The following is a 23,324-nucleotide window of genomic DNA, read 5'->3' as shown; positions in this document are numbered from 1 at the left end:
CCCTTGCTCCAGGCTCAGTTGACGTACACCTCCGCGCGGTCGACGCTGACGAACGACGCCCCCGACTGCGCGTCGTGCTCGCCCGTCACCCGGACCCGCAGCGTGTGCTGCCCGTAGGGCAGGCGCGGGCTGAGGAACTGGAGCGTCTCGCCGGTGCGGATCGCGCCGTAGTAGTCGAGGCGTTGCTCGGCGCCGCCGTCGATGCTGAGCGCCGCGTAGCCGTTGCCGGTGTCGCGGACGGACAGCAGGGCGATCCGGGTGCCGGTGAAGGTGAACGTGGCGGTGTTCCCGGCCCCGTCGCTCCAGTGGTCGTCGCCCCAGAAGCACTGCACACCGCAGCCGGTGCCCGAGTTCCAGGCGCCGGTGTAGGAGAGGCTGCCGGGGCCGTTGGAACGGCCGTCGTCGTTGATCCAGTAGCCGCCCGGCCCCGGGTCGCCGGACGGCAGGTCCTGGGTGGCGCCCGTCGCCAGCGGGAAGCCCAGGTTCGGGCTGCCGTCGGCGTTCCAGCCGATGCGCTGCGCACGGGTGGTGCGGTCGCTGTAGGTGTAGGCCGAGGTGGTCTTGGCGTGGTAGACGATCCAGTCCTGGGTGCCGTCGGGCGACGTGAAGAAGGCGTGGTGGCCGGGCCCGAAGACGCCGTGGTCGTCGGCGCGGGAGAAGACCGCCCCCTGGTGCTGCGTCCAGTTGCCGGGCACCAGCGGGTCGGCGTTCGACGGCAGCGACATCATCCACACCTGGTAGTCCGGCTTGCCGGTGTCGCAGGTCGAATACGTCATCCAGGTACGGCCGTTGCGGTACAGGAACTCCGGCCCCTCCCGCACCTCGGGGCAGCCGCCGGCCGCGTTGATCGCGACGGCGTCGCCCGAGACGGTGTACGGGTTCGACAGCGGCGCGATGTTGAGACCGTTGTGCTGGTAGGGGTTGATGCCGCTGTAGGCCAGGTAGAGACGGCCGTTGTGCTGGAGGATGCCCGGGTCGATGGCGAAGTCGGCGGCGTGGTTGGGCGGCGCCAGCTTCGCCTTGAAGTGGTACGGCCCGGCCGGGTCGTCGCGGTCGGACTCGGCGACGTAGATCCGGTGGTGGTCGTCGGTGCCGTCGTCGGCGGTGTAGTACAGGTACCAGCGGTTGCCGAACCGGTAGAACTCCGGCGCCCACACGTCCCGGTTGCGGGAGGCGTCGGTGTCGGTCCACACCGTGATGGGGTCGGCGGTCAGCAGGGTGCTCAGCGACGGCGAGCGCCACATGCGGATGCTGCCGCCCTGGGTGGTGGTGAGGTAGTAGTTCCCGTTCCAGTACGTCATGAACGGGTCGGGGCCGGTGTTGAGCGGGTTGCGGAACGTGCCGGTGGCCGCGGCCTGTCGGGCGGCGGCGGCCTGGGCGGCCGGCCGCGCGGCCTGGGCCGCCGTGGCGGGGGCGGGCCGTACGGCGCTCAGCGCGACGAGGACCAGCCCGAGCGCGACCAGCGCGCCGAGCAGGCGCCGTGGACGCGACCGGGGCGGACGCGACCGAGGGGGAACGGTGCGGGATTGCGTGCGCATGAGGGACTCCTTCTGGGGAGCGCTTTCGCACAGAGGTGGGGGGACAGGCCCGGCGCGGGCGCGCCGGGACATCGCTTTGCATCGTTGTAATGCTGACGGTGCGCCACCGTAGGGTCGTGTTGACAGGGCGTCAAGACGGTCGTGCCGCGTGCGGCGAAGGCTTGCCAGGGCGGAGGTATGCCCCGTATAACGTTGGAAAGGGGAGGAACATCGTGCGGGTCAGCCTCAAGGACGTCGCGTTGCACGCGGGCGTCTCCATCAAGACCGTCTCCAACGTGGTCAACGACCAGCCCCATGTCACCCCCACCATGCGGGCGCGGGTGCAGAAGTCCATCGACGAGCTGGGCTACCGCCCCAACCTCACCGCCCGGCATCTGCGCAAGGGCCGCACCGGGATCGTGGCCCTGGCCCTGCCCGAACTGGGCAACCCCTACTTCGCCGAACTGGCCGCCGAGGTCGTGGACGCGGCGGCCGAGCACGACTACACCGTCCTGCTCGACCACACCGGCGGCCGGCGCGACCAGGAGACCCTGGTCAGCCAGGGCTTCCGGGCCCGGGTGATCGACGGGCTGATCCTCAGCCCCATCGAGCTGGAGGCGGAGGACCTGCGCCAGCGCGCCGAACCGGTCCCGCTCGTCCTGCTGGGCGAACGCGAGTACGACCTGCCCTATGACCACATCTCCATCGACAACGTCGCCGCCGCCCGCGAGGCGGTGCGCCATCTGATCTCCCTGGGGCGGCGGGACATCGCCTTCCTGGGGGCGCGCCGGGGGCGCAGCCAGCCGGCGCATCTGCGGCTGCGCGGCTGGCGGGAGGCGCTGGACGCCGCCGGGCTGGTCGCCGACCACCGGCTGGTGGCGGCCACCGACGGCTGGGGCCACGCCGACGGGGCGGCGGCCATGGCCCGGCTGCTGGACGCCGGACACCGCCCGGACGCGGTGTTCGCCTACAACGACCTCATCGCCATCGGCGCGATGCGCGTCCTGTCCGAACGGGGCCTGCGGATTCCCGAGGACGTCGCCGTGGTCGGCTTCGACGACGTGGTGGAAGGCCGGTTCGGCGCCGTCACCCTCACCTCCGTCTCACCCGACAAGGCGTCCATCGCCAGGATGGCCGTCGAGTCGGTGCTGTCCCAGCTGAACGGCGCCCCCCGCCACCAGGCCCGCCGCATCCACGCCGGCTACTCCCTGGTCGAACGCGAGAGCACCCTCGGCCGCGGGTAGCCCCCGGCGGGGTGCGGGGTGCGGGGTGCGGGGTGCGTACGCGTCGCGGGCGTGGCGTGTGATGGGGCGTCGTGCCGTCCGTGTGGCAGGCTGGGCGGCGGTTCGCCGGACGGTGCGCGGCATCTGGGCGGCGGTTCGCCGGACGGTGCGCGGCACGTGACTGCCGGCCACCGGGCTCCGGACTCCGGCCAGGCTCCGGCCGGTAATGAAGGGGGCCGGGCGCGGGTGGCGGTCCCGCCGTCCGGCGCGTGTGCCTGCGGGACGCTGCGAGAGGGAGACCGGATGACCGACGGGACGACGGACGGTCCGCGCGCCGGGGCGCCGGACAGTACCGCGGTGCGGACCGCGCTGTGGCGGGCGCTGCACGTGCTGGCCGATCCGCCGCCGCATGTGTTCGAGGACGAGATCGGCCTGCGCCTGGCGGACCCCGACGTCGGCTGGCGCGACCGGCCGGACATGGACCCGCGCGCCACCGGCGGATTCCGGGCGTCCGTCGTCGCCCGCGCGCGCTTCGTCGAGGACCTGGTCGAGGAGCAGGCCGGTCGCGGCGTCACCCAGTACGTCGTCCTCGGCGCCGGTCTGGACACCTTCGTCCAGCGCAGACCGGAGATCGCCGCCCGGCTGCGCGTCTTCGAGATCGACCGGCCCGGCACCCAGGGCTGGAAGCGCCGCCGCCTGGCCGAACTCGGCTACGGCGTCCCCGACGGACTCCACCTGGTCTCGGTCGACTTCGAGGCGGGCGAGTCCTGGCCGGACCGCCTGGCCGCCGCCGGGTTCGATCCCGGTCGGCCCGCGGTCGTCGTCTCCACCGGCGTCAGCATGTACCTCACCCGGGACGCCACCGCGGCCACCTTGCGCCGGGCCGCCGCGCTCGCCCCGGGTTCGACCTTCGCCATGACTTTCCTGCTTCCGGCCGACCGGGTCGCGCGGCCCGACCGCCCGGGCCTGCGTGCCGGCGAGGAGGGCGCGCGGGCTTCGGGCACGCCGTTCGTCAGCCTCTACACCCCGGAGGAGATGCTGGCCCTGGCCCGCGAAGCCGGCTTTCGGGAGGTCCGGCACGTGCCGGGAGCCTCGCTCGCCGCACGCTACTTCGCCGACCGCACGGACGGCCTGCGCCCCTCCACCGGGGAGGACTTCGTGCTGGCCACGACCTGAGCGGCCACGTGCCCGTCCTGCGGGCTCCGGGAGTCCGCCGCCCCGACGGCCGGGCAACCCCCCTGCGGTTGCCCGGCCGTCGTCCCGTGCGCCCACGGCTGACGGGGCTCAGTGCCCTGCCGAGCCCTCGGGGCGGGCGTGGCGCGGGAGGAGGAAGGCGAGCAGGAAGGTCACGGCGAGCAGGCCGTCGACTATCCACAGCACCGTCTGCATCACCGAGCCGAAACCGCTCCGGAAGGCCGACGACGCCGTGGCCTCCAGCGCGGCCGGTATGCGGGCGGCGGCCTCGGGCGAGGTCACGGCCGACCGGGCGTCCTTCTCCAGACGGGCGCAGGAGGCCGGGGTCGCCTCCGGGTCCTTGGCCACGGCACGGTCCGAGGCGCAGGTGCGCAGGTCGGCCACGATACGGTCGCCGACGGCGGGCGCGACGTGCGCGGCGGTCAACTGCCCCCGCAGCCCGTCGGAGTGATGGTCGACGGCGGTGGCCATACCGCCGCCCAGCAGGCCGAAGAACACGGTGCCGAGGAGCGCCACGCCGAACGCCCCGCCGAGCTGCTGGATCGCGGTCATGGTGCCGGACGCCGAACCTGTCTCGTGCTGTTCCACACTGGCGAGCACGATGTCGAAGAACGGCGCCATCAGCAGGCCCATGCCGATACCGGTGACGAGCAGCGCCGGCAGGAGCTGCCAGGGGCCGACGTCGCTGCCCACCTGGTCGAGGGTCAGCCACACGCCGAACACGCCGAGCGCCATGACCAGCGTGCCCGCCTGGAGCACGGCCCGGCCGAACCGGGCGACGCCCTGGGCGATCCCGAAGCCGACGATCATGCCGCCGGACCACGGCACCATCACCAGACCCGCCTTGAGGGGCGAGTAACCGAGGCCGATCTGGGTGTAGAGGTTGAAGACCAGCATGAAGCCCTGCATGGTCGAGAAGAAGACCAGCCCGAGGGTCATGCCGCCGCTGAAGCCGCGCTTGCGGAAGAGGCTGGGGATCACCAGCGGGTCCTGGCCCGCCTTGCTGCGCCGCGCCTCGTATTTGGCGAAGGCGACGAAGACGACCACCGAGGCGGCCATCATCACGAACGTCCACACGGGCCAGTCGTACTCGCGGCCCTGGACCAGCGGGAAGATGATGAGCAGCGCGGCCAGCGAGATGAGGACCATGCCGGGGATGTCCAGCCGGGGCTTGTCGCCGGAGCGGCCCTTCGGCAGGTAGCGCAGGGCGCCGAGGATGGCGGCGGCGCCGAGCGGCAGGTTGATCAGGAAGATCATCCGCCAGCCGGTGCCGAAGTAGTCGGCGTCCACCAGCCAGCCCGCAAGGATCGGCCCGCACACCGCGGACAGACCCATGACCGGGCCGAACATGCCGAAGGCCTTCTGGGACTCCTTCGGCGGGAACATCTCCTTGATCATGCCGAGGCCCTGCGGCAGCATCACGGCGCCGAACAGCCCCTGCACGACGCGCGCGCCGATCAGTATCTCGGGCGAGACGGCTATCGCGCACAGCAGTGAGCCCACGGTGAAGCCGGCGGCCCCGACCAGGAACATCCGGCGGCGTCCGTGGATGTCGCCGAGCCGTCCGCCGGTGACGAGCCCGACGGCCATCGAGAGGGTGTAGGCGGCGGCGAGCCACTGCAGCGTGGAGGCGCCGCCGCCGAGGTCGGCCCGCATGGAGGGGCCGGCGATGTTCGTGACGACGGCGTCGAGGAGATCCATCACCTCGGCCGCCAGGATCACGAAGAGCGCGGCCCAGCGCCACCGATAGGGCGCTGGTGAGTCGGTGGGCGTCTCTGCGGACGCGACGCCGGTGGTGGACATCGGTAGGACTCCTCGCGAAACGGGCCGTGCCGCGGTGACGACGTCACGGACACGGTGTGGACGGACAGACGGGGAAGCTGGTGAACGCTGTTCACCGTAACAGAACATCGCTCAGAAGAAGAACGGTGTTTATCAAGATATAGCGCAAGGCTGTGACGGTAACAAGATATATCGCGTGCCGTTCACTCTGTCGTGAATCCCCGCCCGTCCCTGAGGGCCGTGCCCGCGGCCGCTCACCCGAAGAGAACACTGTTCTCCGAACGCCTAGACTGATCCCCATGAGCGACGCGGCCCCCGGCACCCCCGCAACCCCACCGCCGTCCCCCTGGGACCGTCGGCGCCCCGCCCGCGCCCGTCTCACGCCCGCCCGCACTCCGCTGTCCCGCGAGCGCGTCGTGGAGGCGGCGTTCACCGTGCTGGACCGGCAGGGGCTGGACAAGCTGTCGATGCGGCAGGTGGCGGCCGAACTGGGCGTCACGGTCTCCGCCCTCTACGCCCATGTGCGGTCCAAGGACGACCTGCTGGAGTTGATGTACGCCCGGCTGTACGAGGGCGCCGCCATCCCCGAACCCGATCCCGAGCGGTGGCGGGAACAACTGCGGGACTACGCCCGCGCCGGGCGCAAGCGCCTGCTGTCCCACCGGGACATGGCCAGGATCTCCATGGGCTACGCCCCCTTCACGGCCGAACTCCTGCCGCACGTCGAGGCGTTCCTCGGGCTGCTGCGGACCGCCGGGCTGCCGGACCGCATCGCGGCGGAGGCCGGCGACCTCATCTCCACCTACATCGACGGCTTCGTCCTGGGGGAGGGCATGTGGCGGGAACGGGCCGCCCGCCCGGACGGCGAGGACGCCGAGAGCCCCGGCCCGGCCCGCCCCGACTGGAACGGGATCACCGCCGAGATGCAGGACTACTTCGCGTCCCTGCCCGCCGACGACTTCCCCCATCTGCGCGCCCTGGCCGGCCTGATGGTGACCGACTCCGCCGACGAGAGGTTCGACATCGGCCTGGAGATCATCCTGCGCGGCCTGGCGAGCTACCTGCCGGACACGGCGGCCGACGGCCCGAAGACGGGCGGGCCCGGCCAGGACTGACCACACGCGGTCGCTCGATCCGGATACCGGCGCGCTCGTCCGGACCGGCGCGCTCGTCCGGACCGGACCACTCAGGCCGGGCGCGCCCCCTCAAGCCGGGCGCGCCCGCGCAGGGCACAGTGCGGTGCGAGCCGGGCGACTGTTCCGATCTCTTACGAGTCCCCCAAGCTCCTGATGCTGTCCGGGATCGGGCCCGCCGCCGTCCTGGCCGCCCTCGGCATCGGCGTCGTCCGCGATCTGCCGGTCGGCCAGGGCCTCCAGGACCACTACATGACCCTGCCGAACTTCCGCACCGAGGCCGCATCGCTCTTCGGCGCGGCCACGCCGGAGAACGCCGCGCCGCTCCGGAGCGAGGGCCGCGGCCCGCTCACCTCGAACATCGGCGAGGCCGGCGGCTTCTTCCGCAGCCGCGACGAACTGGACGCCTCGGACGTGCAGTTCCACGCCGAGCCGGTCCTCTTCCACCAAGAGGGCCTCGGCCCGGTCACCGAGCACGGCTTCGCCTTCGGCCCCTGCGTGCCGGCCCCCGTCAGCCGGGGCGCGGTCACCCTGCGCTCCCCGCGCCCGGACGCCGCACCCCGCATCACGCACAACTACCTGACGGCACCCGAGGACAGGGAGTGCATCGTCGCCGGCATCCCCATCGCGCTGGACATCGCCGTCATGGCCGCGGAGAAGGCGGCCGACCTCATCACGGGCGCCGAGCGGTGACGAACCCCGCCGCGGCGGCCCACCCCGTACGGGAGGCCGGCCGCGCCTCGGGCAGACGCGCCCCGGCGGGCGGAGGACCGCGCCCGGCTTCCGGTCGCAGCCGGGCGCGCTCACCTCACCGCGTCACCGCGCCCGCACGGGCACCAGGAGCCTCATCCCGCCTGCGCCTGCGCCTGCGCCTGCGCCTGCGCCGGCACCAGGACGGAGGACGGGTCGTCGGCGGCCGTGACACCCGTGTCGAACGGTCGGCCGGTCTCGGTGAGTTGGCTGTCCCCGCCGACCTGGAACGTGTGCGGCTTCGCCGTGAGCGAGTCGCCGCCCGGGATCTAGCGGGGCGGGGCGTCCGGGGAGACGTCGACACCGGCGATGCCGTCGGACAGCGGTCCGCCCGTTAGAGGTGGCTCACCTGGGATGCCGCCGCGGCGGACTGCGTGCGCTCGGCCCCGAAGGCGGGCGGGGTGGCCGACAGGCCGAGGGCGGAGAGCAGCAGGGCGCCGAGGGCGGCGCCCGCCATGCGCGCCCCGTGCTGTGCGCCCTGGCGCCGCGCCGCGGAGTGGGGGGAGGGGGCGGCCGAGGCGGTGTGGGGGATGGACGCCGGGTCCTGTGAACCGCCGTCGACGGAGTGCGGCGCGGTGCTGGTGGCCATGTCGTCTCTCCAGAGGTGTGGGGGGTGGTGGACGCGCGGACGTGGGCCGTCGCACATGGGGTGCGGGCGGTGGGGCGCGGAGGTGTTTCGGTCCGGCGACCGTGGGGCGGGCGGGGAGGCCGGTGCCTCACGGAAGCCGGGTCGGCGCCGTGCGGCCGCTCCGCACCGGGGTGGGGGTGGAGTCGACCCGCTGGTGCGGGCGCCGAGCCGGCAGCAACGGAACGTCCCTCCGTCGCTGCCGTGCCTCCACAGTAGAAGCGGCGGCGGAATGCGCATGTCCAATGATTTGGACACTCGCCGGAGGGCGTACGCACGTGTGCGCGGGCCGGGCTCAAGGAGGTGGTCGGAGGGTGTGGCCGGGCAGGGTGTGACCGAGGGGTGTGGTCGGGTTCAGGGGCGTGGCCGATGGGTGCGCAGGGCGTGGGCCAGGGCCGGGAGGGCGGTGCGCACCGCGTCCCGCTCGGGCTCCGACACCTCCTCGACCAGCCGCCGCAGGGCCTGCGCGCGCTCGGCCCGCCGTCGACGGAACACTTCCACGCCGGTGCCGGTGATCTCCACCAGCACGCCCCGGCCGTCGGTCGCGTCGGCGGTGCGCCGCACCAGCCCGGCCCGTTCCATACGGGTGACGAGCTGGGTCATGTTCGGCTGCGAGGCGTGCTCGGCGCGGGCCAGCTCGGTCATCCGCTGCGGCCCCTCGCGCCCCAGCCGGGCGAGCGCGGAGGAGGCCGCGGTGCTCAGCCCGCCGGCCGTGGCGGTGTGCAGCACGTAGCGGACCAGCTGCTCGACGCTGCGCATGAGTTCCTCGTCGAGGGCGTCCTGGGCGACGGTGGTGTCCAGGGTCCGTTGCTGCATGGGGCGTCCCAACATGTGTGAGGCAGGGGGAGGGCAAGGGGGTGCCGCCCGGCGGCGGCGCGCCGCGGGCGGCGAGGGGCCGGTGACCGGTCCGGACGGCGCGGGCCGGTGCCTCGCCGTCGCGGCCGGTCACCGGCCGTCCGGTGCTCAGCCGGTCGTCAGCCCGAGCCCCTTGGCCAGGACCGGCCAGGAGGCCTTGAACTCCTGCGTCCAGTTGGGCCAGTTGTGCACCCCGCCGTCGTAGTAGTGCACGGTCGCCGGGATGCCGAGGCTGCTGAGCTTGCTGGTGAAGGTGTGCGCCTGGTCCCACAGGGAGCTTTCCAGGATGCCGCCCTCCGGGTCCTGGGAGAAGATTCCGCCGCCCTTGCCCTGGGAGACGTACAGTTGGGTCCCGCGCAGCCGGCTCGCCTGGTCGGTGGGGTTGCGGGAGATCCAGTTGGCCAGGTTGAACAGCAGGTTCCCCCAGAGCATGTCCGGGTAGATCCCCTCCCGCGCCAGGATCGTGCCGAGCAGCCGCGCGGTGCCGAGGTCCGTGGTGTTGAGCACGCCGCTGTAGGAGGCCGCCGCGCCGAACGTGCCGGGATAGCGGGCCGCCATGGCCATCGCGCCGTAGCCGCCGGTGGAGACCCCGGCGATCGCGCGGGCGCTGCCGGCCCGGTAGTCGTTCTGGAGCAGTTGCATCAGCTCCACGCTCTGGAACGTCTCGTAGTCGTCGCCCGGCTGACCGAAGTTCCACCATTTGGTGGGCAGCCCGGTCGGGCCGGCGTCGGGCATCACGGTGAGCACGTCCTTGTCGGCGAGGAACTGCTCGACATCGGTCTCCCGGGTCCAGGAGGTGTAGTCGTCGTGCCCGCCGTGCAGCAGGTAGAGCACCGGCCAGGTGCGGGTGGCGTCGGCCGACCAGTTCGCCGGCAGGATGACCCGTGCCTTGACCTGCTTGCCCACCGCCGGGGAGTCGACGGTCAGATCGAGGGTGCGGTCGTCCAGCCGCTGGGTGGCGACGATCCGGGCGCCGTCGGTGGCCGTCTGCTGCCCGGCGGCCGCGGCGGGCGCCGCGCCCAGGGCGGCCGGGGCGATCACCGTGCCCAGCGCGGTCACGGTCACCAGCGTGGCCGCCGCGCCGAGCGAGGCCAGGCGGTTGCGGGATGCGGCGGCGGGCGCGCGGTGCCGGGCGGGTCTTGGACTCATGATGCGGCTCCATGGTGCGGGGGGAGTGGGGAGAACCCGGGGGAGGCCGGGGGCAGATCGCGGCGCAGCAGCTCGGCCAGGGTGTCGACCACGGGCGGGTCGAGCAGCGCGAGATGGTGGCCGGGCAGCGGGGAGACGGTGAGGTCGGCGCAGTACGCGTCCCACCCCAGCGACTCGTCGGTGCGTTCGTAGCGCTCGTCGCGCACCGTGTGCGGGGCGGGTTCGCTCGCCCGGTACAGCAGGGTCCGCCCGGCATAGGGGCCGGGGGTGTGGCGCTCGGCGCCGCGCAGGTCCAGATACGAGGTGCGCTGGTGCTCCAGCACCGCCGGCGGCAGCTCGACGGCCTGTTCCAGGAGCTTGAGCACGTGCCCGATCTGGTCCGCGTCGGACATCCCCGCCAACTCCCCATATGGCAGACGCAGTTCGGCACCGTAGACCTGCCGCACATAGGCGGCGAACCCGGCGAACCTGCGGTGCGCCTGCTCGTCGGCCGTCAACCGCGGCGCGGGCAGCGGGAGTACGGAGTCGAACAGGACCAGCGCGGTGACCTCGCCCTCGGCGGCGAGCAGCCGCGCGGCCTCCTGGGCGACGAGACCGCCGTAGGACCAGCCCCCCAGCAGCCAGCCGCCCTCCGGCCGGGCCTCGCGGATGCGGCGGGCGAACTCGGCGGCCCGCGCGGTGACTTCGTCCTCGTCGTCTGTGCGGTCGAAGCCGAGCACGGGCCGTACGCCGTCGAGGCGCAGCGCCAGCGGCTCGTACACGTCGCTCAGCCCGCCCGCCGCGTGGGCGAGAAACAGCGGGGCGCCGGGGCCGTCGCCGGCGAAGGTGCGCAGCCGTCCGGGCACCGACCGGGACCGTACGCCGGGGCCGCCGTCGCCCAGCAGCCGGGGCGCGCCGCCCCCGGTGCGCGGGGACCTCGTGGCCGTGCTCGCGGTGTCCCGCCCGTCGTCGTCCTGGGGCAGGAGGGCGGCGACCGTCCTGAGCGTGGCCCGGTTGAGCAGTACGGCGGGCTCCACGGTGACCGCGAACTCGCGTTGCACGGCGGTCCGGATGCGCTGGGCCATCAGGGAGTCGAGGCCGAGTTCGGTCAGCGGCAGGTCCGGGTCGAGCCGTGCGGTGCTGTGGCCCGTCACCTCGGCGACGCAGGCGCGCAGCCGGGAGAGCGGGTCGTGTGTTCCGGGTTCCAGGACGGGCGCCGTGGCATCGGGTTCGGGGGTGCGGCCGGGCCAGAAGGTGCGGTGGCGCCAGCGCGGCGAGGGCAGGTCGGTGATCCTGCCGTGCGGGTGCAGGCTCTCCCGGGCGCCCGGCAGCGGCAGCCCGCCGACCAGCAGGCCGGCCAGTGCGGTGCGGAAGGACAGCGCGTCGTCGGTGCCGCGCCTGAGGGTCCCGGTCACCAGCGCGTCCTCGGCCCCGGCGGCCCGCAGCGTCTCGGTCAGCGGGTGCAATTGGGTGGGATGCGGGGCGACCTCGACGAAGACGCGGTGGCCGTCCTCGGCCGCGGCGCGCACGGCCTGGGTGAAGCGGACCGGGCGGCGCAGGTTGGCCAGCCAGTAGTCCGTGTCGCACAGGGCCTCGGAGCGCGGGTCGTCCAGGACGCTGGTGTAGCGGCGGGTGTGCGGCACGGTCGCCCGCACCGGCCCCAGCTCCCGGGCGAGCGGGCCGAGCAGCGGGTCCACGTCGCGGGTGTGTCCGGCGATGCTGACCGGCAGCGGCCGGGCGAAGCCGCCCGCCTCGGTGATCCGGGCGACCAGCGCCGCCACCTCGTCCGCGTCCCCGGCCACCACCGAGTGCCGGGGCGAGGAGTGCACGGCCAACTGCACGCTCGGGAACTCCCGGGTCAGCTCGCCGAGTTCGGACTCGGAGCGGTCGAGTACGGCCATGGCCCCGCCGTCGACCGTGGCCATCAGCCGGGAGCGGGCGGCCACCACCCGGGCTCCCGTCTCGACGTCGAGGGCGCCGGCCACCACCGCGGCGGCGATCTCGCCGAGCGAGTGCCCGATCACCGCGGCCGGCCGCAGCCCGTAGGAGGACCACAGCCGGGCCAGCGCCACCTGCACCCCGAACAGGACCGGCATGACCACGTCCGTGGTGTCCGGCAGGGTGTCCGCCAGCAGCGCGTCGCGCAGCGAGACACCGGCCGCCGCCTGGAGCAGCCCGTCGAGCGCGTCCACCTCGGCGGCGAACGCGGGCTCGGCCGTCAGCAGCCCGCGGGCCATCCGGGGCCATTGCGAGCCGTACCCCGAGAACACCCACACGGCTCCGGGTCCGGACACCGCGCCGGAGCCGGTGACCAGGTGCTCGTCGGCCTCACCGGCCGCGAACCGCCGCAACGCGCGGGTGATCTCGGCGCGTTCGCGGGCCACCACCGCCAGCCTGCGGCGGCCCCGGCCGGTGCGGCCGGCGAGGGTGCGGCCGAGGTCGGCGGGGCGGACGGCGCGGGCGGCCGGGCCGGCCAGCCAGTCGGCGAGTTCGCGGGCCTGGTCGCGCAGCCGGTCCTCGGTGGGCGCGTCCAGGAGCAGCACCGCGGGCCGGTCGGCGGGCCGCGGCGGCTTCGGCCGGGTGGCGGGCCGGTGTTCGCGCAGTGCGACATGGGCGTTGGTCCCGCTGAAGCCGAACGCGGAGACCCCGGCCCGGGCGGTGCCCGAGTAGCGCGGCCACGGCTCGGTGGCGGTGACCACCCGCAGCCCGAGGCGCTCGGGGTCGATGTGCGGGTTGGGCGTGGTGTAGTGCAGGTGCGGCGGGATGCGGCCGTGGTGCAGCGAGAGCACCGTCTTGATCAGGCCGGTGATCCCGGCGGCGGCTTCCAGATGCCCGAGGTTGGTCTTCACCGAGCCGATCAGCAGCGGCCGGTCCGGGGACCGTCCGGCGCCGAGCACGGCGCCGAGCGCTCCGGCCTCGATGGGGTCGCCGAGCGGGGTGCCGGTGCCGTGCGCCTCCACGTAGTCGACGTCGGCCGGCGCCCGGTGGGCGGCTTCGAGCAGGGCGCGCTGGGCGCCCGCGCTCGGGGCGGTGAGCCCGTTGCTGCGGCCGTCCTGGTTGACCACCGCGTGCTCGATGACGGCGAGGACGCGGTCGCCGTCGCGTTCGGCGTCGGCGAGCCGTTTGAGCACCACGACCCCGCAGCCCTCGCCCCGCGAGATGCCGTCCGCCGCCGCGTCGAACGCCTTGCAGCGGCCCTCGGCGGACAGCGCGCCCGCGCGTTGCAGACTGAGCGTGGCGGCGGGGGACAGCAGCAGGTTGACGCCCGCGGCGAGCGCCGTGTCGCTGTCCCCGGCGGCCAGCGAGCGCACCGCCTGCTGCACGGCCACCAGCGACGACGAGCAGGCGGTGTCCACGGCGACGCTCGGCCCGCGCAGATCCAGCAGATAGGACACGCGGCCCGCGGTCACACTCGGCGAGACGCCGGTCGCGGTCCAGCCGCCCACCGCGTCGAGTTCGGCGGCGGTCAGATGCGCGTACTCGTTGCCGCCGACGCCGACGAAGACGCCGGTGCGGGTGCCGGCCAGCGAGTCGGCGGGCACTGCGGCGTGGTCCAGGGCCTCGCGGACGACTTCGAGCAGGATGCGCTGCTGCGGGTCCATGGACTGGGCCTCGGGCGCGGAGACGCCGAAGAACTCCGCGTCGAAGCCGGCGATCCCGTCCGGGCCGCCCACGGGTCCCAGGTAGGCGCCGTGCCGGGCGATGTCGGCGGGCGGTTCGCCGCCCGGCGGCAGGAAGTCCGTCCAGCGACCGTCGGGGACCTGTCCCACCGCGTCGCGGCCCTCGCACAGCAGCCGCCAGAAGTCCGCGGTCGAGCGGACCCCGCCGGGCAGCCGGCAGCCGACGCCGATCACGGCGACCGCCGCCTCCCCGGCCGGGACCGCCGAACTCGCTTCAACGGCAGGCGTCTTGACCGGCGCGTGTCGCGGCTCGCCGTCCGTGAGCCGGGTCAGCAGGGCGCCTACGGTGGGCGTCTCCCAGAGCAGGGTGGCGGGGAGCGCGGCGCCCGACAGCTCGCCGAGCCGGGCGGCCAGCGCCACGGCGTCGCGCGAGGTCACGCCGAGTTCGGCCAGCGGGCGGTCGTCGGCGAGTTCGCCGGGGCGGATGCCGTGGCGGCGGTGCAGTTCCTCGGCGAGCGCCGCGCGCAGCGCGGCCCGGTCCGGGCGCGTCACCGCGCGCTCCCCACCGCGTCGAAACCGCCGCTGAGCAGGCGGCTTCGGGTGGCGGCCCGGGATATCTTGCCGCTGGAGGTGCGCGGCACCGAACCGGGTGCGACGAGCCGCAGTCCGTCCAGCCTGAGGCCGTGCCGGCGGGCGACGGCGGCGCGGGCGGCGGTGAGCGCCTCCTCGGCGTCGGCCGTCTGCCGGCGGCGGTGCTCGGCGATCACCACGAGCCGGTCGGCGGCGCCGTCGGGGCCGGGCAGCGCGACCGCGGCGAGCCGGTCGGGGCGGATCGCCTCGACGGCCTGCTGCACCGTCTCCTCGATGTCCTGCGGGTAGTGGTTGCGCCCGTCCACGATGATCAGGTCCTTGAGCCGGCCGGTGACCAGCAGCGCTCCGCCGTGCAGGGCGCCGAGGTCGCCGGTGCGCAGCCAGCCCGGTCCGTCGTCGGCCTCGCCGGGGGCACGTGTCCCGAACACCTCGGCGCTCAGCGCGGCCTTCTTCCAGTAACCGGCGCCCACGTTGGGGCCGCACACCTGGATCTCGCCGACGGCGTCCTCGCCGAGCACCACGCCGCTGTCCGGGGCGACGATGCGGACGCGCTGTCCGGAGGGCGCGCCGCACAGCATCAGCCGGGTGGCCCGGGCCGGGTCGGCGGCCGGGACGACACGCCCCTCGGTGAGCGCGTCGGGGTCGCAGTCCACGCCGGTGGCGAGGGCGGAGGGCGGGTCCGCGGCGACGAACACGGTGGCCTCGGCGAGACCGTAGCCGGGGCACAGCGCCTCGGGAGCGAGTCCGGCGGGGGCGAAGTGGTCGCGGAAGCGGTCGAGGGTGGCCGGCCGCACCGGTTCGCTGCCGTTGAGCATCACGGACACGCCGCTGAGGTCCAGTTCCTCGACGGTGTCGGCGTCGATCCGCGCGACGCAGTAGTCGTACGCGAAGTTGGGCGCCGCCGTGACGACCCGCGGCGCCGAGCCGAGCAGCCGCAGCCAACGCTCCGGCGCGAGGAGGAAGTTGACCGGGTCCATCAGCACCGAGCCGAGCCCGCCGACCACGGGGGCGGCCACGCTGAGGACCAGGCCCATGTCGTGGAAGAGCGGCAGCCAGCCCACCGCCGTCGTGGTGGGGTCCTCGGCCTCCAGGCCCGCCATGCCCTGGCGGGCGTTGGCGACCACGTTGGCGTGGGTGATCATGACGCCGGCCGGGGTGCGGGTCGAGCCCGAGGTGTACTGGAGGTAGGCGATGTCGTCGGGGGCGGGGCGCCGGGGCGGCTCGACCTCGGCGAGGGCCGGGGCGGTCAGCCCGTCGACCGTGAGCAACGCCGTCTCGGGCAGGGCGTGTTCGGCGGTGAAGGCGAGGACGCGGTCAGCGGTGGCCGTGTCGGTGAGCAGGCAGGCCGGCTCGCAGTCCGCGAGCACGGCCGCGAGACGGCCCTCGTGGCCCGGCAGGTCCGGGGTGAACAGCGGCACCGCGGTCACACCCGCGTACAGGCAGCCGAGGAAGGCGGCCACGTAGTCCAGCCCCTGGGGCAGCACCAGGGCGGCGCGTTCGCCCGGCGGCACGGTCCGGGCCAGCGCCTCGGCGACCGCCCGGACCCTGAGATCGAGGGCGCGCCAGGTCAGGGACCGGTGGCGGCCCAGGGAGTCGGCCTCGGGGAAGTCGACGAAGGTGAACGCGCGGGTGTGCGGGGTGAGGGCCGCCCAGTGGGCGAGGTGGTCGGTGAGGAGGGTGCCTGTGGGGGGTTTTTCTTCGGACATGCGACGGCTCCAATGTGTAAGGCGCACGGGGGAGTTCCGAGGAGAAGAAGTGGGGGGAGGGCAACTGCCCAGTGATGTCTGGGGGATCGGCGCTCTCCAAGCGAGTGAAACATAATATATGGTGGCCGTTGTAGGGCCAGGTTCGGTCGAACTTGTTCGAAAAAAAGACTGGAACACGTCCGCTCCGGGGGCACTCGCCCGCGGCCGGCACACCCGGCACCGGCGCCCGCGGGGCGCGATTCCCGCAGCTCACACCCATCCGCACCGGCAGCCGTGGTGATCGGCCCGCCGCACCCGACCGGGAGTCCACGGACCGACGACCGTGGTCCCCGGCCCCGGGACATGTGTCCCCGGGCCCACGGTCCCCGCCCCCGAGGAGGCCGGCGTTGAGCCGTACACGCCTTGCGATCCTGCTCGTCCTGGTCGCGCTGACCGGGTTCATCACCACACTCGACAACACCGTCGTCAACGTCGCCCTGCCCACGGTCCAGCGCGAACTGGGGCTCTCCGTCACCGGGTTGGAGTGGGTGGCGACCAGCTACGTCCTCGTCTTCGGCGCCCTGCTGCTGCCCGGCGGACGCCTCGGCGACCTGTTCGGCCGGCGCCGGGTCCTCGCCGCCGGCCTCGTCGTCTTCACCGCGTCCTCCGCCGCCGCAGCCCTCGCCGACGACGGCGCCACACTCATCGCCGCCCGCGCCGTGCAGGGCTCGGGCGCCGCCCTCGTCATTCCGGCCACCCTCGCCGTGATCGCCGCCGACCTGCCCGAACGGCGCCGCGCACCGGCCATCGGCCTGTGGACGGCCGCACTCGCCGTGGCACTGGCCTCCGGCCCTGCCGTCGGCGGCCTGATCACCCAGCACTGGGGCTGGAGCTGGGTGTTCCTGCTCAACGTGCCCTTCGGGGCATTCGCCCTCGCGCTGACCGCCGCCGTGCCCGCCGCGCGCGAACGGCCGCCCGCCGGACTCCTCGCCCGCCTCGACCTGCCCGGCGTCGCCCTGTCGGTCCTCGCCCCGCTGCTGCTCACCTACGGCCTGGTGCGCGGCGGCGACGACTCCTTCCGCGCCGCGCCCGTGCCGTACTGCCTGGCGGGCGCGGCCCTGTGCGTGCTCGCCCTCGTCGGCGTCGAACGCCGCGCGGCGCAACCGCTGGTGGAACCGGACCTGCTGCGCACCCGGTCCCTCGGCGGCGGGGCGCTGGCCCAGGTGCTGTGGGGCATCGGCGTCAACGGCGTCTTCTTCTTCACCGCGCTCTACCTGCAACGACTTCTCGGTCTGCGGCCCACCGAAGCGGGCCTCGCCTTCCTGCCGCTCGCCCTCGCCCTGCTCGCGGTGACCCCCTTCGCCGACCGGGCCGCCGCCCTGGCGGGCGTCCACCGCTCCGTCGCGGCCGGTCTGGCGCTCGTCGCTGCGGGCCTGTGGTGGGTGTCCGCAGCCGGCGCGGGAGCGGGCCCGCTGGACCTCCAGCCGGGACTGCTGCTGATCGGCGTGGGCTCCGCGCTCACCGCACCCCTGACGGTGTGCGCCGTCGCCGGGGTGCCCGAGCACCGCACCGGGATGGCGTCCGGCCTGATCAGCGCGGCCCGCGAGATCTCCGGGGTGTTCGGCGTGGTGCTGGTCGGCGCGGTGCTGTCCCGCCGGGAGACGGCGTCGCTGCGCGCCGGGCGCACACCTGACGAGGCCTTCCTCGACGGTTACCACCTCGGTCTCCGGCTGGCCGCCGGGTGTGTCCTGCTCGGCGCCCTGGTCACGCTGTACGCACTGCGCGAGCGCACGACGACGCGGCCCCGTGACGTACGTCCCGACGAGTGGGCGGGACGCGGGGCGCGGGACCGCGATGAGACTCCGGCCGACTGACGGGCGGGTCGCTTCCGGGGGACGGGTGGCCGGGTTCATGAGCATCAGGTGTGCCGGGTGGTGGGGGAGGGGGAGGCGGGTGGCGCCCTGGAGCCGCCGTGCCGCTCAACGGGGCGGCAGCGCGGACGGGCCGGGAGGAGCCGGCGCGTGAAGAGTCCACGGCGAGACACATGTGGGACGTACGCCGGGCTCGGGCGGGAGACACATGTGACCCCCCGGCCACGGCACACCGGTGTAGGGGCCGCCCGTGTAGGGGCCGTCCGGGTCGTGGTCGTCCGGGTCGGGGCACGGTGCGCGGCGGAGGCCGGCGAACCGCGCACGCCGCCCGCGGCATGCCGGAAAGGGCCGGCGCGGCCGTCCTCGACGGTCGGCACGGCGGCGGTCATCTGACATGCCATCGGTCAGCCTCCAGACTGCGGGCCGTACGGACCGGCGCCCTCGCGCCGACGTCCCGGCTCCGTGCCGCCGGGCCCCGGCGCGTCCACTGTGCCGAGGATCCGGCCGGCCGAATGTCCAAGTTCCTGGACAGCGAAGGTTCCTCCGTGACAGCGAAGGTTCCTCCGTACGCCCCGGGACGGCGGGCCGGCCGGTCGTGTGCCGCCGTACGGGCATGGAAAAGCCCGCGGGCCGCGGCGCACGAGGTGCGCCGCGGCCCGCGGGCTTTTTGGACGGGGTGCGGATCAGACCGCGCTGCCGCGCAGCTCCGCCAGGCTGTCCTTGGTCAGCCGCCGGGGCGTGTGCTCGGCGTCGACGAGGACGACGGTGCACTCGGCGGTGTGCGTGAGGGCGGTGGTGAAGCTGCCGTCGGTGAACTGGGCGACCGGTCCCCGCGGCGAGCGGCCCACGGCGACCGCGCGGGCGTGGACGTCCGCGGCGTGCCGGGCCAGGACGCGGCCGGCGGCGGCGTGGTCGCCGACACTGGACAGGATCTGGCCGGTGGCGGCCACCCCCTCGGCGGCGAGCCGGTCGAGATGGGCGGTGACGGCGGCCTTGGCCTGGCCGGCGGACTCGACGTCGACGGCCTGTTCCTCCACGACGGCGGTCTGCTGGACGTGCACGACCTCCAGCGGGCTGCCGGTGTCGCGGGCGATCCGGGCGGCGGCGGCGACGATGGCGTCGGCGCGGTCGTGGTCGCCGACCGCGACGATGACCGGCGGCACATCGGTCGGCACCGCGGCGCCGACGGCGGTGAGCGACGGCTCCACGGTCTCGGCCGCCTCGCCCGAGTGCTGCTCGGCCTGGCGCAGCAGCCGGTGCCCGCTGGCCAGCACGGGGATGGCGAGCAGGAAGGTGGCGGCGCCGACGTAGAAGGGGACGCTCAGATCGGTGGCGTCGGCGAGCTTGCCGGCGACGTAGGGGGCCAGGCCGCCGCCGATGAAGCGCAGGAAGCCGTACGCGGAGGAGGCCACCGGGCGCTCGACCGGGGAGACGAGCATGACGGCCTGCGTGGTCAGGGTGTTGTTGATGCCGATGAACGCGCCGCTGACGATGACCGCGACGATGACGGTGGTGGGCGTGGCGACACCGGCGGCGATGACCGCCATGACGATGCCGAGACCCAGCAGGTTGGCGTACAGGACCGGGGCGGTGCCGTACCGGGCCTGCAGACGCGGGGCGAAGAAGACGCTGAAGGCGGCCACCAGCAGACCCCAGCCGGTGAAGACCAGACCGAGCTGATGGGCGCTCAGCTTCATCGGGTACGGCGCGTAGCCGAGCATCGTGAAGAAGCCCCAGTTGTACAGCAGGGCCATGATGCCCATGGTCAGCAGGCCGCGGTGGCGCAGCGCCTTGAGCGGGGCGATGGGCGAGGTCGGGCGCTTCGGCTTGGGCAGCGAGGGCACGAAGACCAGGGTGGCGACCAGCGCGAGGGCCATGAGCACGGCGACGCCGAAGAACGGGCCGCGCCAGCTGATCGCGCCCAGCTCGCCGCCGAGCAGCGGGCCGACGGCGATACCGAGGCCGAGCGCGGTCTCGTACAGGATGATCGCACCGGCGAAGCCGCCGCTGGCGGAGGCGACGATCACGGCCAGGGAGGTCGCGATGAACAGGGCGTTGCCCAGGCCCCAGCCGGCCCGGAAGCCGACGATGCCGTTGATGGAGTCGGTGGTGCCGGCCAGGGCGGCGAAGACGACGATGACGGCCAGGCCTATGACGAGGGTGCGCTTGGCGCCGAACCGGCTGGAGAACCAGCCGACGAACAGCATCGCCACGGCGGTGACGATCAGGTAGCTGCTGAACAGCAGGGAGACCTGGCTCGGCGTGGCGTGCAGGCTCTCGGCCAGGGCGGGCAGGATCGGGTCGACCAGACCGATGCCCATGAACGAGATCACGCAGGCGAACGCCACGGCCCAGACGGCCTTCGGCTGCTTGAAGGGGCTGGCGGCCGCTCCATGCGGTGTACTCATTGCCGCTTCTCTCCAGTCATTGTGGTGACGGGGACGGTGGATCGAGGGGGGCTCGGGGTCGCGCCCGGCGGTCACGGGGTCGGTGCCACGCGGGCGTTCCCCGGGGTCAGGACCGCACCGGGCGCTCCCGGACGGCACGGTCGCGGATGGCGCGGGACAGGGCCGGCAGCGCGATCCGCACCGCCTCCTGCTCCGGTTCCGAGAGCTCTTCGACCAGCTGCCGCAGGGCGTCGGCGCGCTCGGCCCGCCGCTGCCGGAACACCTCCAGACCGGTGTCGGTGACCGCCACCACCACACCGCGGCCGTCGGTCGCGTCGGCGGTGCGCCGCACCAGCCCGTCCCGCTCCATGCGGGTGACGAGCTGGGTCATGTTCGGCTGGGAGACGTTCTCGGCGCGGGCCAGCTCGGTGAGCCGCTGCGGCCCCTCGCTGCCGAGCCGGCCGAGCGCGGACGAGGCCGCGGTGCTCAGGCCTCCGGCGGTGGCGCTGCGGCGTACGTACCGGACCAGTTGCTCCACGGCGAGCATCAGCTCCTCGGAAGGCACGGTCGTCGGTGCAGAGTCCATAACCCGCTTATGCATAACCCCATTATGCATCTACGTGTACTGTGAAGCAAAATCCTTCGGGGGCGGCGCGTCACGAGTGACGGACGACACGCGGACAGCACGGCGGAGGCCGGCGACGCGTACTGCGTCGCCGGCCTCCGCCGCGCCCTGCCGTGTGCTCCTTATGTGCTCCTACGCGATGTCGCCCGCCGCGGCGAGGATGCGTCGGGCGCGGTCCAGTACCGGCCTGTCGATCATCTGTCCGTCGATCACGGTGACCGACTCCCCGGCGTCGACCACCCCGCGGGCCCACCGCAGCTCGCTCTCGGTGGGGGAGAAGTGGGCCGTCACCGCGGCGATCTGTCCGGGGTGGATGCACAGCTTCGCCGTGAACCCGAGGCGACGGGCGTGCAGCACGTCGGCGGTCAGGACGTCCGTGTCCCTCACATCGGTGGTGACACCGTCGACCGGCGGGCACAGACCCGCGGCGGCCGACGCGGACACCAGCCGGGACCGCGCGTACGTCAGCGCCATGTGGTCGTCGTGCGCGACGCCGAGCTGGGCGGCGAGATCGGCGTTGCCGAAGGCGACGCGCACCGTACCTGCCGTGGCGCACACCTCCCCGGCCCGCTCCACGCCCGCGGCCGTCTCGATCAGCGGCAGCAGCAGACACTCGCCGGCCATGCGGCAGGCCAGGTCCGCCAGCACGGCGGGGTCCTCCGACTTGGGCACCATCACGGGAGCGCCGTAGCGGGACGCCACTTCGAGATCGGCGTCGCTCCACGGCGTCCCCGGCGGATTGATCCGGACCACCGCGCTGTTGCCCGCGCCGAGCCAGGCGGCCACGTTCTCCCGCGAACGCTCCTTGTCCTCGGCCGCGACGGCGTCCTCCAGGTCGATGATGACCGCGCCCGCCCCGGCCGCGACCGCCTTGTCGAACCGGTCCGGCCGGTGCCCGGGGACGAAGAGGAAGCTACGGGCGCTCTCCAGCCCGCTCCTGGTCAGCGTCACGCGAACGTCACCTCCGCCGTGGCGTGGCGCTGCTCGTGATGACTGGCGATGCGCAGTGCGGCGTCGCGGTCCGTGGGCACGCCGGACGCCAGCAGCCGCTCGCCCGCGAACGCCGGACGGCGCAGCCGGTACGACACCGAGCGCACCGGGCGGTCGGCCGCGTTGCGGCGCACCAGCTCCAGCAGCGTCAGCACCAGCAGCGGGCCGTGCACGACGAGGCCCGGGTAGCCCTCCTCGCCCCGGGCGTACGGGGCGTCGTAATGGATGCGGTGCGCGTTCGCGGTCAGCGCGCTGAACCGGAACAGCAGCCTCGGGTCCGTACGCAGCGGCAACTGCCAGGGCTCCTCCGACTGCGGCGCGCTCACCGTGTCCAGCTCCGCCGGATGCCGCGCCGCGCCGCGCCCGGACCGGTAGACGATGTCCTGCTCCTCGACCAGGCAGGTGCGGCCCTCCTGCGCGTACTCGCTGCGCACGGTGACGAACAGCAGCTCCCCGCTCGATCCCTGCTTCGTCGTCACCGTGCCCAGGCTGCTGACCCGGCGGGCGGGCACGCCCACGCGCAGCGGCCGGGTGATCTCGCAGCGCCCGCCGGCGAACATCCGCTGCCGGTGCGGGATGGGCGGCAGGAAGTGGCCGTGCTCGGGGTGCCCGTCCTCGCCCAGCTCGTGCTGCGCGGGCCAGTTCAGGAAGTACAGCCAGTGCCACAGCGGGGGCAGCGGATCGCCGGCCGCCGCGACCGGCTCCGGCTCGTCCAGCAGGGCCGACAGCGCGGCGGCCGGGGCCGGGGGCAGGGCGTCGTCCTCGCTGACCGCTCCGGGACTCCACGACTCCACATAGGGGCCGAGCCCGCTTCGGGCAACGTGCATGGCTTCTCCTCAACGACTCGACGATTCAACGACTGGCGAGGCCGGGTGCCGGGCGACGGCCGGCGGTGCCGGGTGCGGGGTGCCGGGTTCCGGGTGACGGCTGGTGGCGACTGGCTCGGGGCACCATCATGTCCGCTGATGAGGGGGCGGCGACAATAGAGAATCGTGATGCCGTCATGTTCGGGTCGTATGACAGTCCGTCCGTGCTCTCATCGCCACGGGGTATGACCCCATCAGGAACAGGTATTTCACCGACACGTGTATGACCGCCCATGATGAAGTGCTGCCGGAACGAGGGAGGTTCCCAGGTGCACCACTCCGCTGCGGTGCATCGGGCGGCTTGAGGGCGACCGCGCACGCCCTCGGTGCCGGCGGGTCTGCCACGTGTCCCCTGTGACGGACCCGCCGGCGGCGGCGGACAGGTGTGCCGGTGGCCGGAATCCGCGATACGTCATACGCGTGAGGCGCCCGGTCGGTCCGCGTGAGCGGTCCGGCCGGGCGCCTCGGTGTGGTGTGGGTGG

At 74.0% G+C, this 23,324-nt stretch carries 16 protein-coding genes; 5 read left to right on the top strand and 11 right to left on the bottom strand.

Annotated features, from left to right (window positions below):
• Positions 1 to 14 precede the first annotated feature (14 nt).
• Positions 15 to 1,538 (bottom strand): family 43 glycosylhydrolase, encoded by a 1,524-nt coding sequence (locus K7787_RS10340; RefSeq protein ID WP_223001202.1) that lies wholly within the window; start codon positions 1,536 to 1,538, stop codon positions 15 to 17.
• Positions 1,539 to 1,750: 212 nt separating this feature from the next.
• Here K7787_RS10340 and K7787_RS10335 point away from each other — a divergent pair, with 212 nt between their 5' ends.
• Together K7787_RS10335 and K7787_RS10330 are read left to right on the top strand one after the other, a co-directional pair.
• Positions 1,751 to 2,761 carry a LacI family DNA-binding transcriptional regulator gene (locus K7787_RS10335; RefSeq protein ID WP_009192248.1) on the top strand — a complete coding sequence of 337 codons (1,011 nt, stop codon included), beginning with the start codon at positions 1,751 to 1,753 and terminating at the stop codon, positions 2,759 to 2,761.
• Between the two features lie 282 nt (positions 2,762 to 3,043).
• Positions 3,044 to 3,916 carry a class I SAM-dependent methyltransferase gene (locus K7787_RS10330; protein ID WP_223001201.1) on the top strand — a complete coding sequence of 291 codons (873 nt, stop codon included), beginning with the start codon at positions 3,044 to 3,046 and terminating at the stop codon, positions 3,914 to 3,916.
• A 108-nt stretch (positions 3,917 to 4,024) separates the two neighbouring features.
• On the opposite strand, the gene K7787_RS10325 is transcribed toward K7787_RS10330, so the two are convergent.
• Positions 4,025 to 5,737 (bottom strand): MFS transporter, encoded by a 1,713-nt coding sequence (locus K7787_RS10325; protein WP_223001200.1) that lies wholly within the window; start codon positions 5,735 to 5,737, stop codon positions 4,025 to 4,027.
• A gap of 278 nt (positions 5,738 to 6,015) precedes the next feature.
• Here K7787_RS10325 and K7787_RS10320 point away from each other — a divergent pair, with 278 nt between their 5' ends.
• Both K7787_RS10320 and K7787_RS10315 read left to right on the top strand, forming a co-directional pair.
• Complete coding sequence (locus tag K7787_RS10320; protein ID WP_223001199.1) at positions 6,016 to 6,831, top strand: TetR/AcrR family transcriptional regulator; 816 nt, start codon at positions 6,016 to 6,018, stop codon at positions 6,829 to 6,831.
• Positions 6,832 to 7,005: 174 nt separating this feature from the next.
• A complete protein-coding gene (locus K7787_RS10315) occupies positions 7,006 to 7,542 on the top strand; it encodes a GMC oxidoreductase (protein WP_223001198.1) in 537 nt (178 codons plus the stop codon).
• A 391-nt stretch (positions 7,543 to 7,933) separates the two neighbouring features.
• On the opposite strand, the gene K7787_RS10310 is transcribed toward K7787_RS10315, so the two are convergent.
• The 5 genes from K7787_RS10310 to K7787_RS10290 all read right to left on the bottom strand — a co-directional run bounded on the left by K7787_RS10310 (position 7,934) and on the right by K7787_RS10290 (position 16,124).
• Positions 7,934 to 8,188 (bottom strand): hypothetical protein, encoded by a 255-nt coding sequence (locus K7787_RS10310; protein WP_223001197.1) that lies wholly within the window; start codon positions 8,186 to 8,188, stop codon positions 7,934 to 7,936.
• A 390-nt stretch (positions 8,189 to 8,578) separates the two neighbouring features.
• Positions 8,579 to 9,040 (bottom strand): MarR family winged helix-turn-helix transcriptional regulator, encoded by a 462-nt coding sequence (locus tag K7787_RS10305; protein ID WP_223001196.1) that lies wholly within the window; start codon positions 9,038 to 9,040, stop codon positions 8,579 to 8,581.
• Positions 9,041 to 9,187: 147 nt separating this feature from the next.
• The gene (locus K7787_RS10300; protein ID WP_223001195.1) at positions 9,188 to 10,228 is read right to left on the bottom strand and encodes an alpha/beta hydrolase; all 1,041 of its coding nucleotides are present in this window, start codon (positions 10,226 to 10,228) and stop codon (positions 9,188 to 9,190) included.
• A complete protein-coding gene (locus K7787_RS10295) occupies positions 10,225 to 14,379 on the bottom strand; it encodes a type I polyketide synthase (RefSeq protein ID WP_223001194.1) in 4,155 nt (1,384 codons plus the stop codon). The genes K7787_RS10300 and K7787_RS10295 overlap by 4 nt, the downstream gene beginning before the upstream one ends.
• The gene (locus tag K7787_RS10290; protein WP_223001193.1) at positions 14,376 to 16,124 is read right to left on the bottom strand and encodes a fatty acyl-AMP ligase; all 1,749 of its coding nucleotides are present in this window, start codon (positions 16,122 to 16,124) and stop codon (positions 14,376 to 14,378) included. The genes K7787_RS10295 and K7787_RS10290 overlap by 4 nt, the downstream gene beginning before the upstream one ends.
• Positions 16,125 to 16,510: 386 nt before the next feature.
• On the opposite strand from K7787_RS10290, the gene K7787_RS10285 reads away from it, so the two are divergent.
• The gene (locus K7787_RS10285; RefSeq protein ID WP_223001192.1) at positions 16,511 to 17,977 is read left to right on the top strand and encodes an MFS transporter; all 1,467 of its coding nucleotides are present in this window, start codon (positions 16,511 to 16,513) and stop codon (positions 17,975 to 17,977) included.
• Between the two features lie 680 nt (positions 17,978 to 18,657).
• Here K7787_RS10285 and K7787_RS10280 read toward each other — a convergent pair.
• The 4 genes from K7787_RS10280 to K7787_RS10265 all read right to left on the bottom strand — a co-directional run bounded on the left by K7787_RS10280 (position 18,658) and on the right by K7787_RS10265 (position 22,803).
• Positions 18,658 to 20,382, bottom strand: a complete 1,725-nt coding sequence (locus tag K7787_RS10280) for an MFS transporter (RefSeq protein WP_223001191.1) — start codon at positions 20,380 to 20,382, stop codon at positions 18,658 to 18,660.
• A 106-nt stretch (positions 20,383 to 20,488) separates the two neighbouring features.
• Positions 20,489 to 20,947, bottom strand: a complete 459-nt coding sequence (locus K7787_RS10275; protein WP_231574113.1) for a MarR family winged helix-turn-helix transcriptional regulator — start codon at positions 20,945 to 20,947, stop codon at positions 20,489 to 20,491.
• Positions 20,948 to 21,118: 171 nt separating this feature from the next.
• Positions 21,119 to 21,937 (bottom strand): HpcH/HpaI aldolase/citrate lyase family protein, encoded by an 819-nt coding sequence (locus tag K7787_RS10270; protein ID WP_223001190.1) that lies wholly within the window; start codon positions 21,935 to 21,937, stop codon positions 21,119 to 21,121.
• Positions 21,934 to 22,803 (bottom strand): HTD2 family dehydratase, encoded by an 870-nt coding sequence (locus K7787_RS10265; RefSeq protein WP_223001189.1) that lies wholly within the window; start codon positions 22,801 to 22,803, stop codon positions 21,934 to 21,936. The genes K7787_RS10270 and K7787_RS10265 overlap by 4 nt, the downstream gene beginning before the upstream one ends.
• Positions 22,804 to 23,324: the final 521 nt, after the last annotated feature.

Origin of the sequence: Streptomyces sennicomposti (assembly GCF_019890635.1) — a bacterium.
In the GTDB taxonomy this organism is placed as follows: Bacteria; Actinomycetota; Actinomycetes; order Streptomycetales; family Streptomycetaceae; genus Streptomyces; species Streptomyces sennicomposti.
This window is presented reverse-complemented; position numbering and strand designations above follow the sequence as displayed.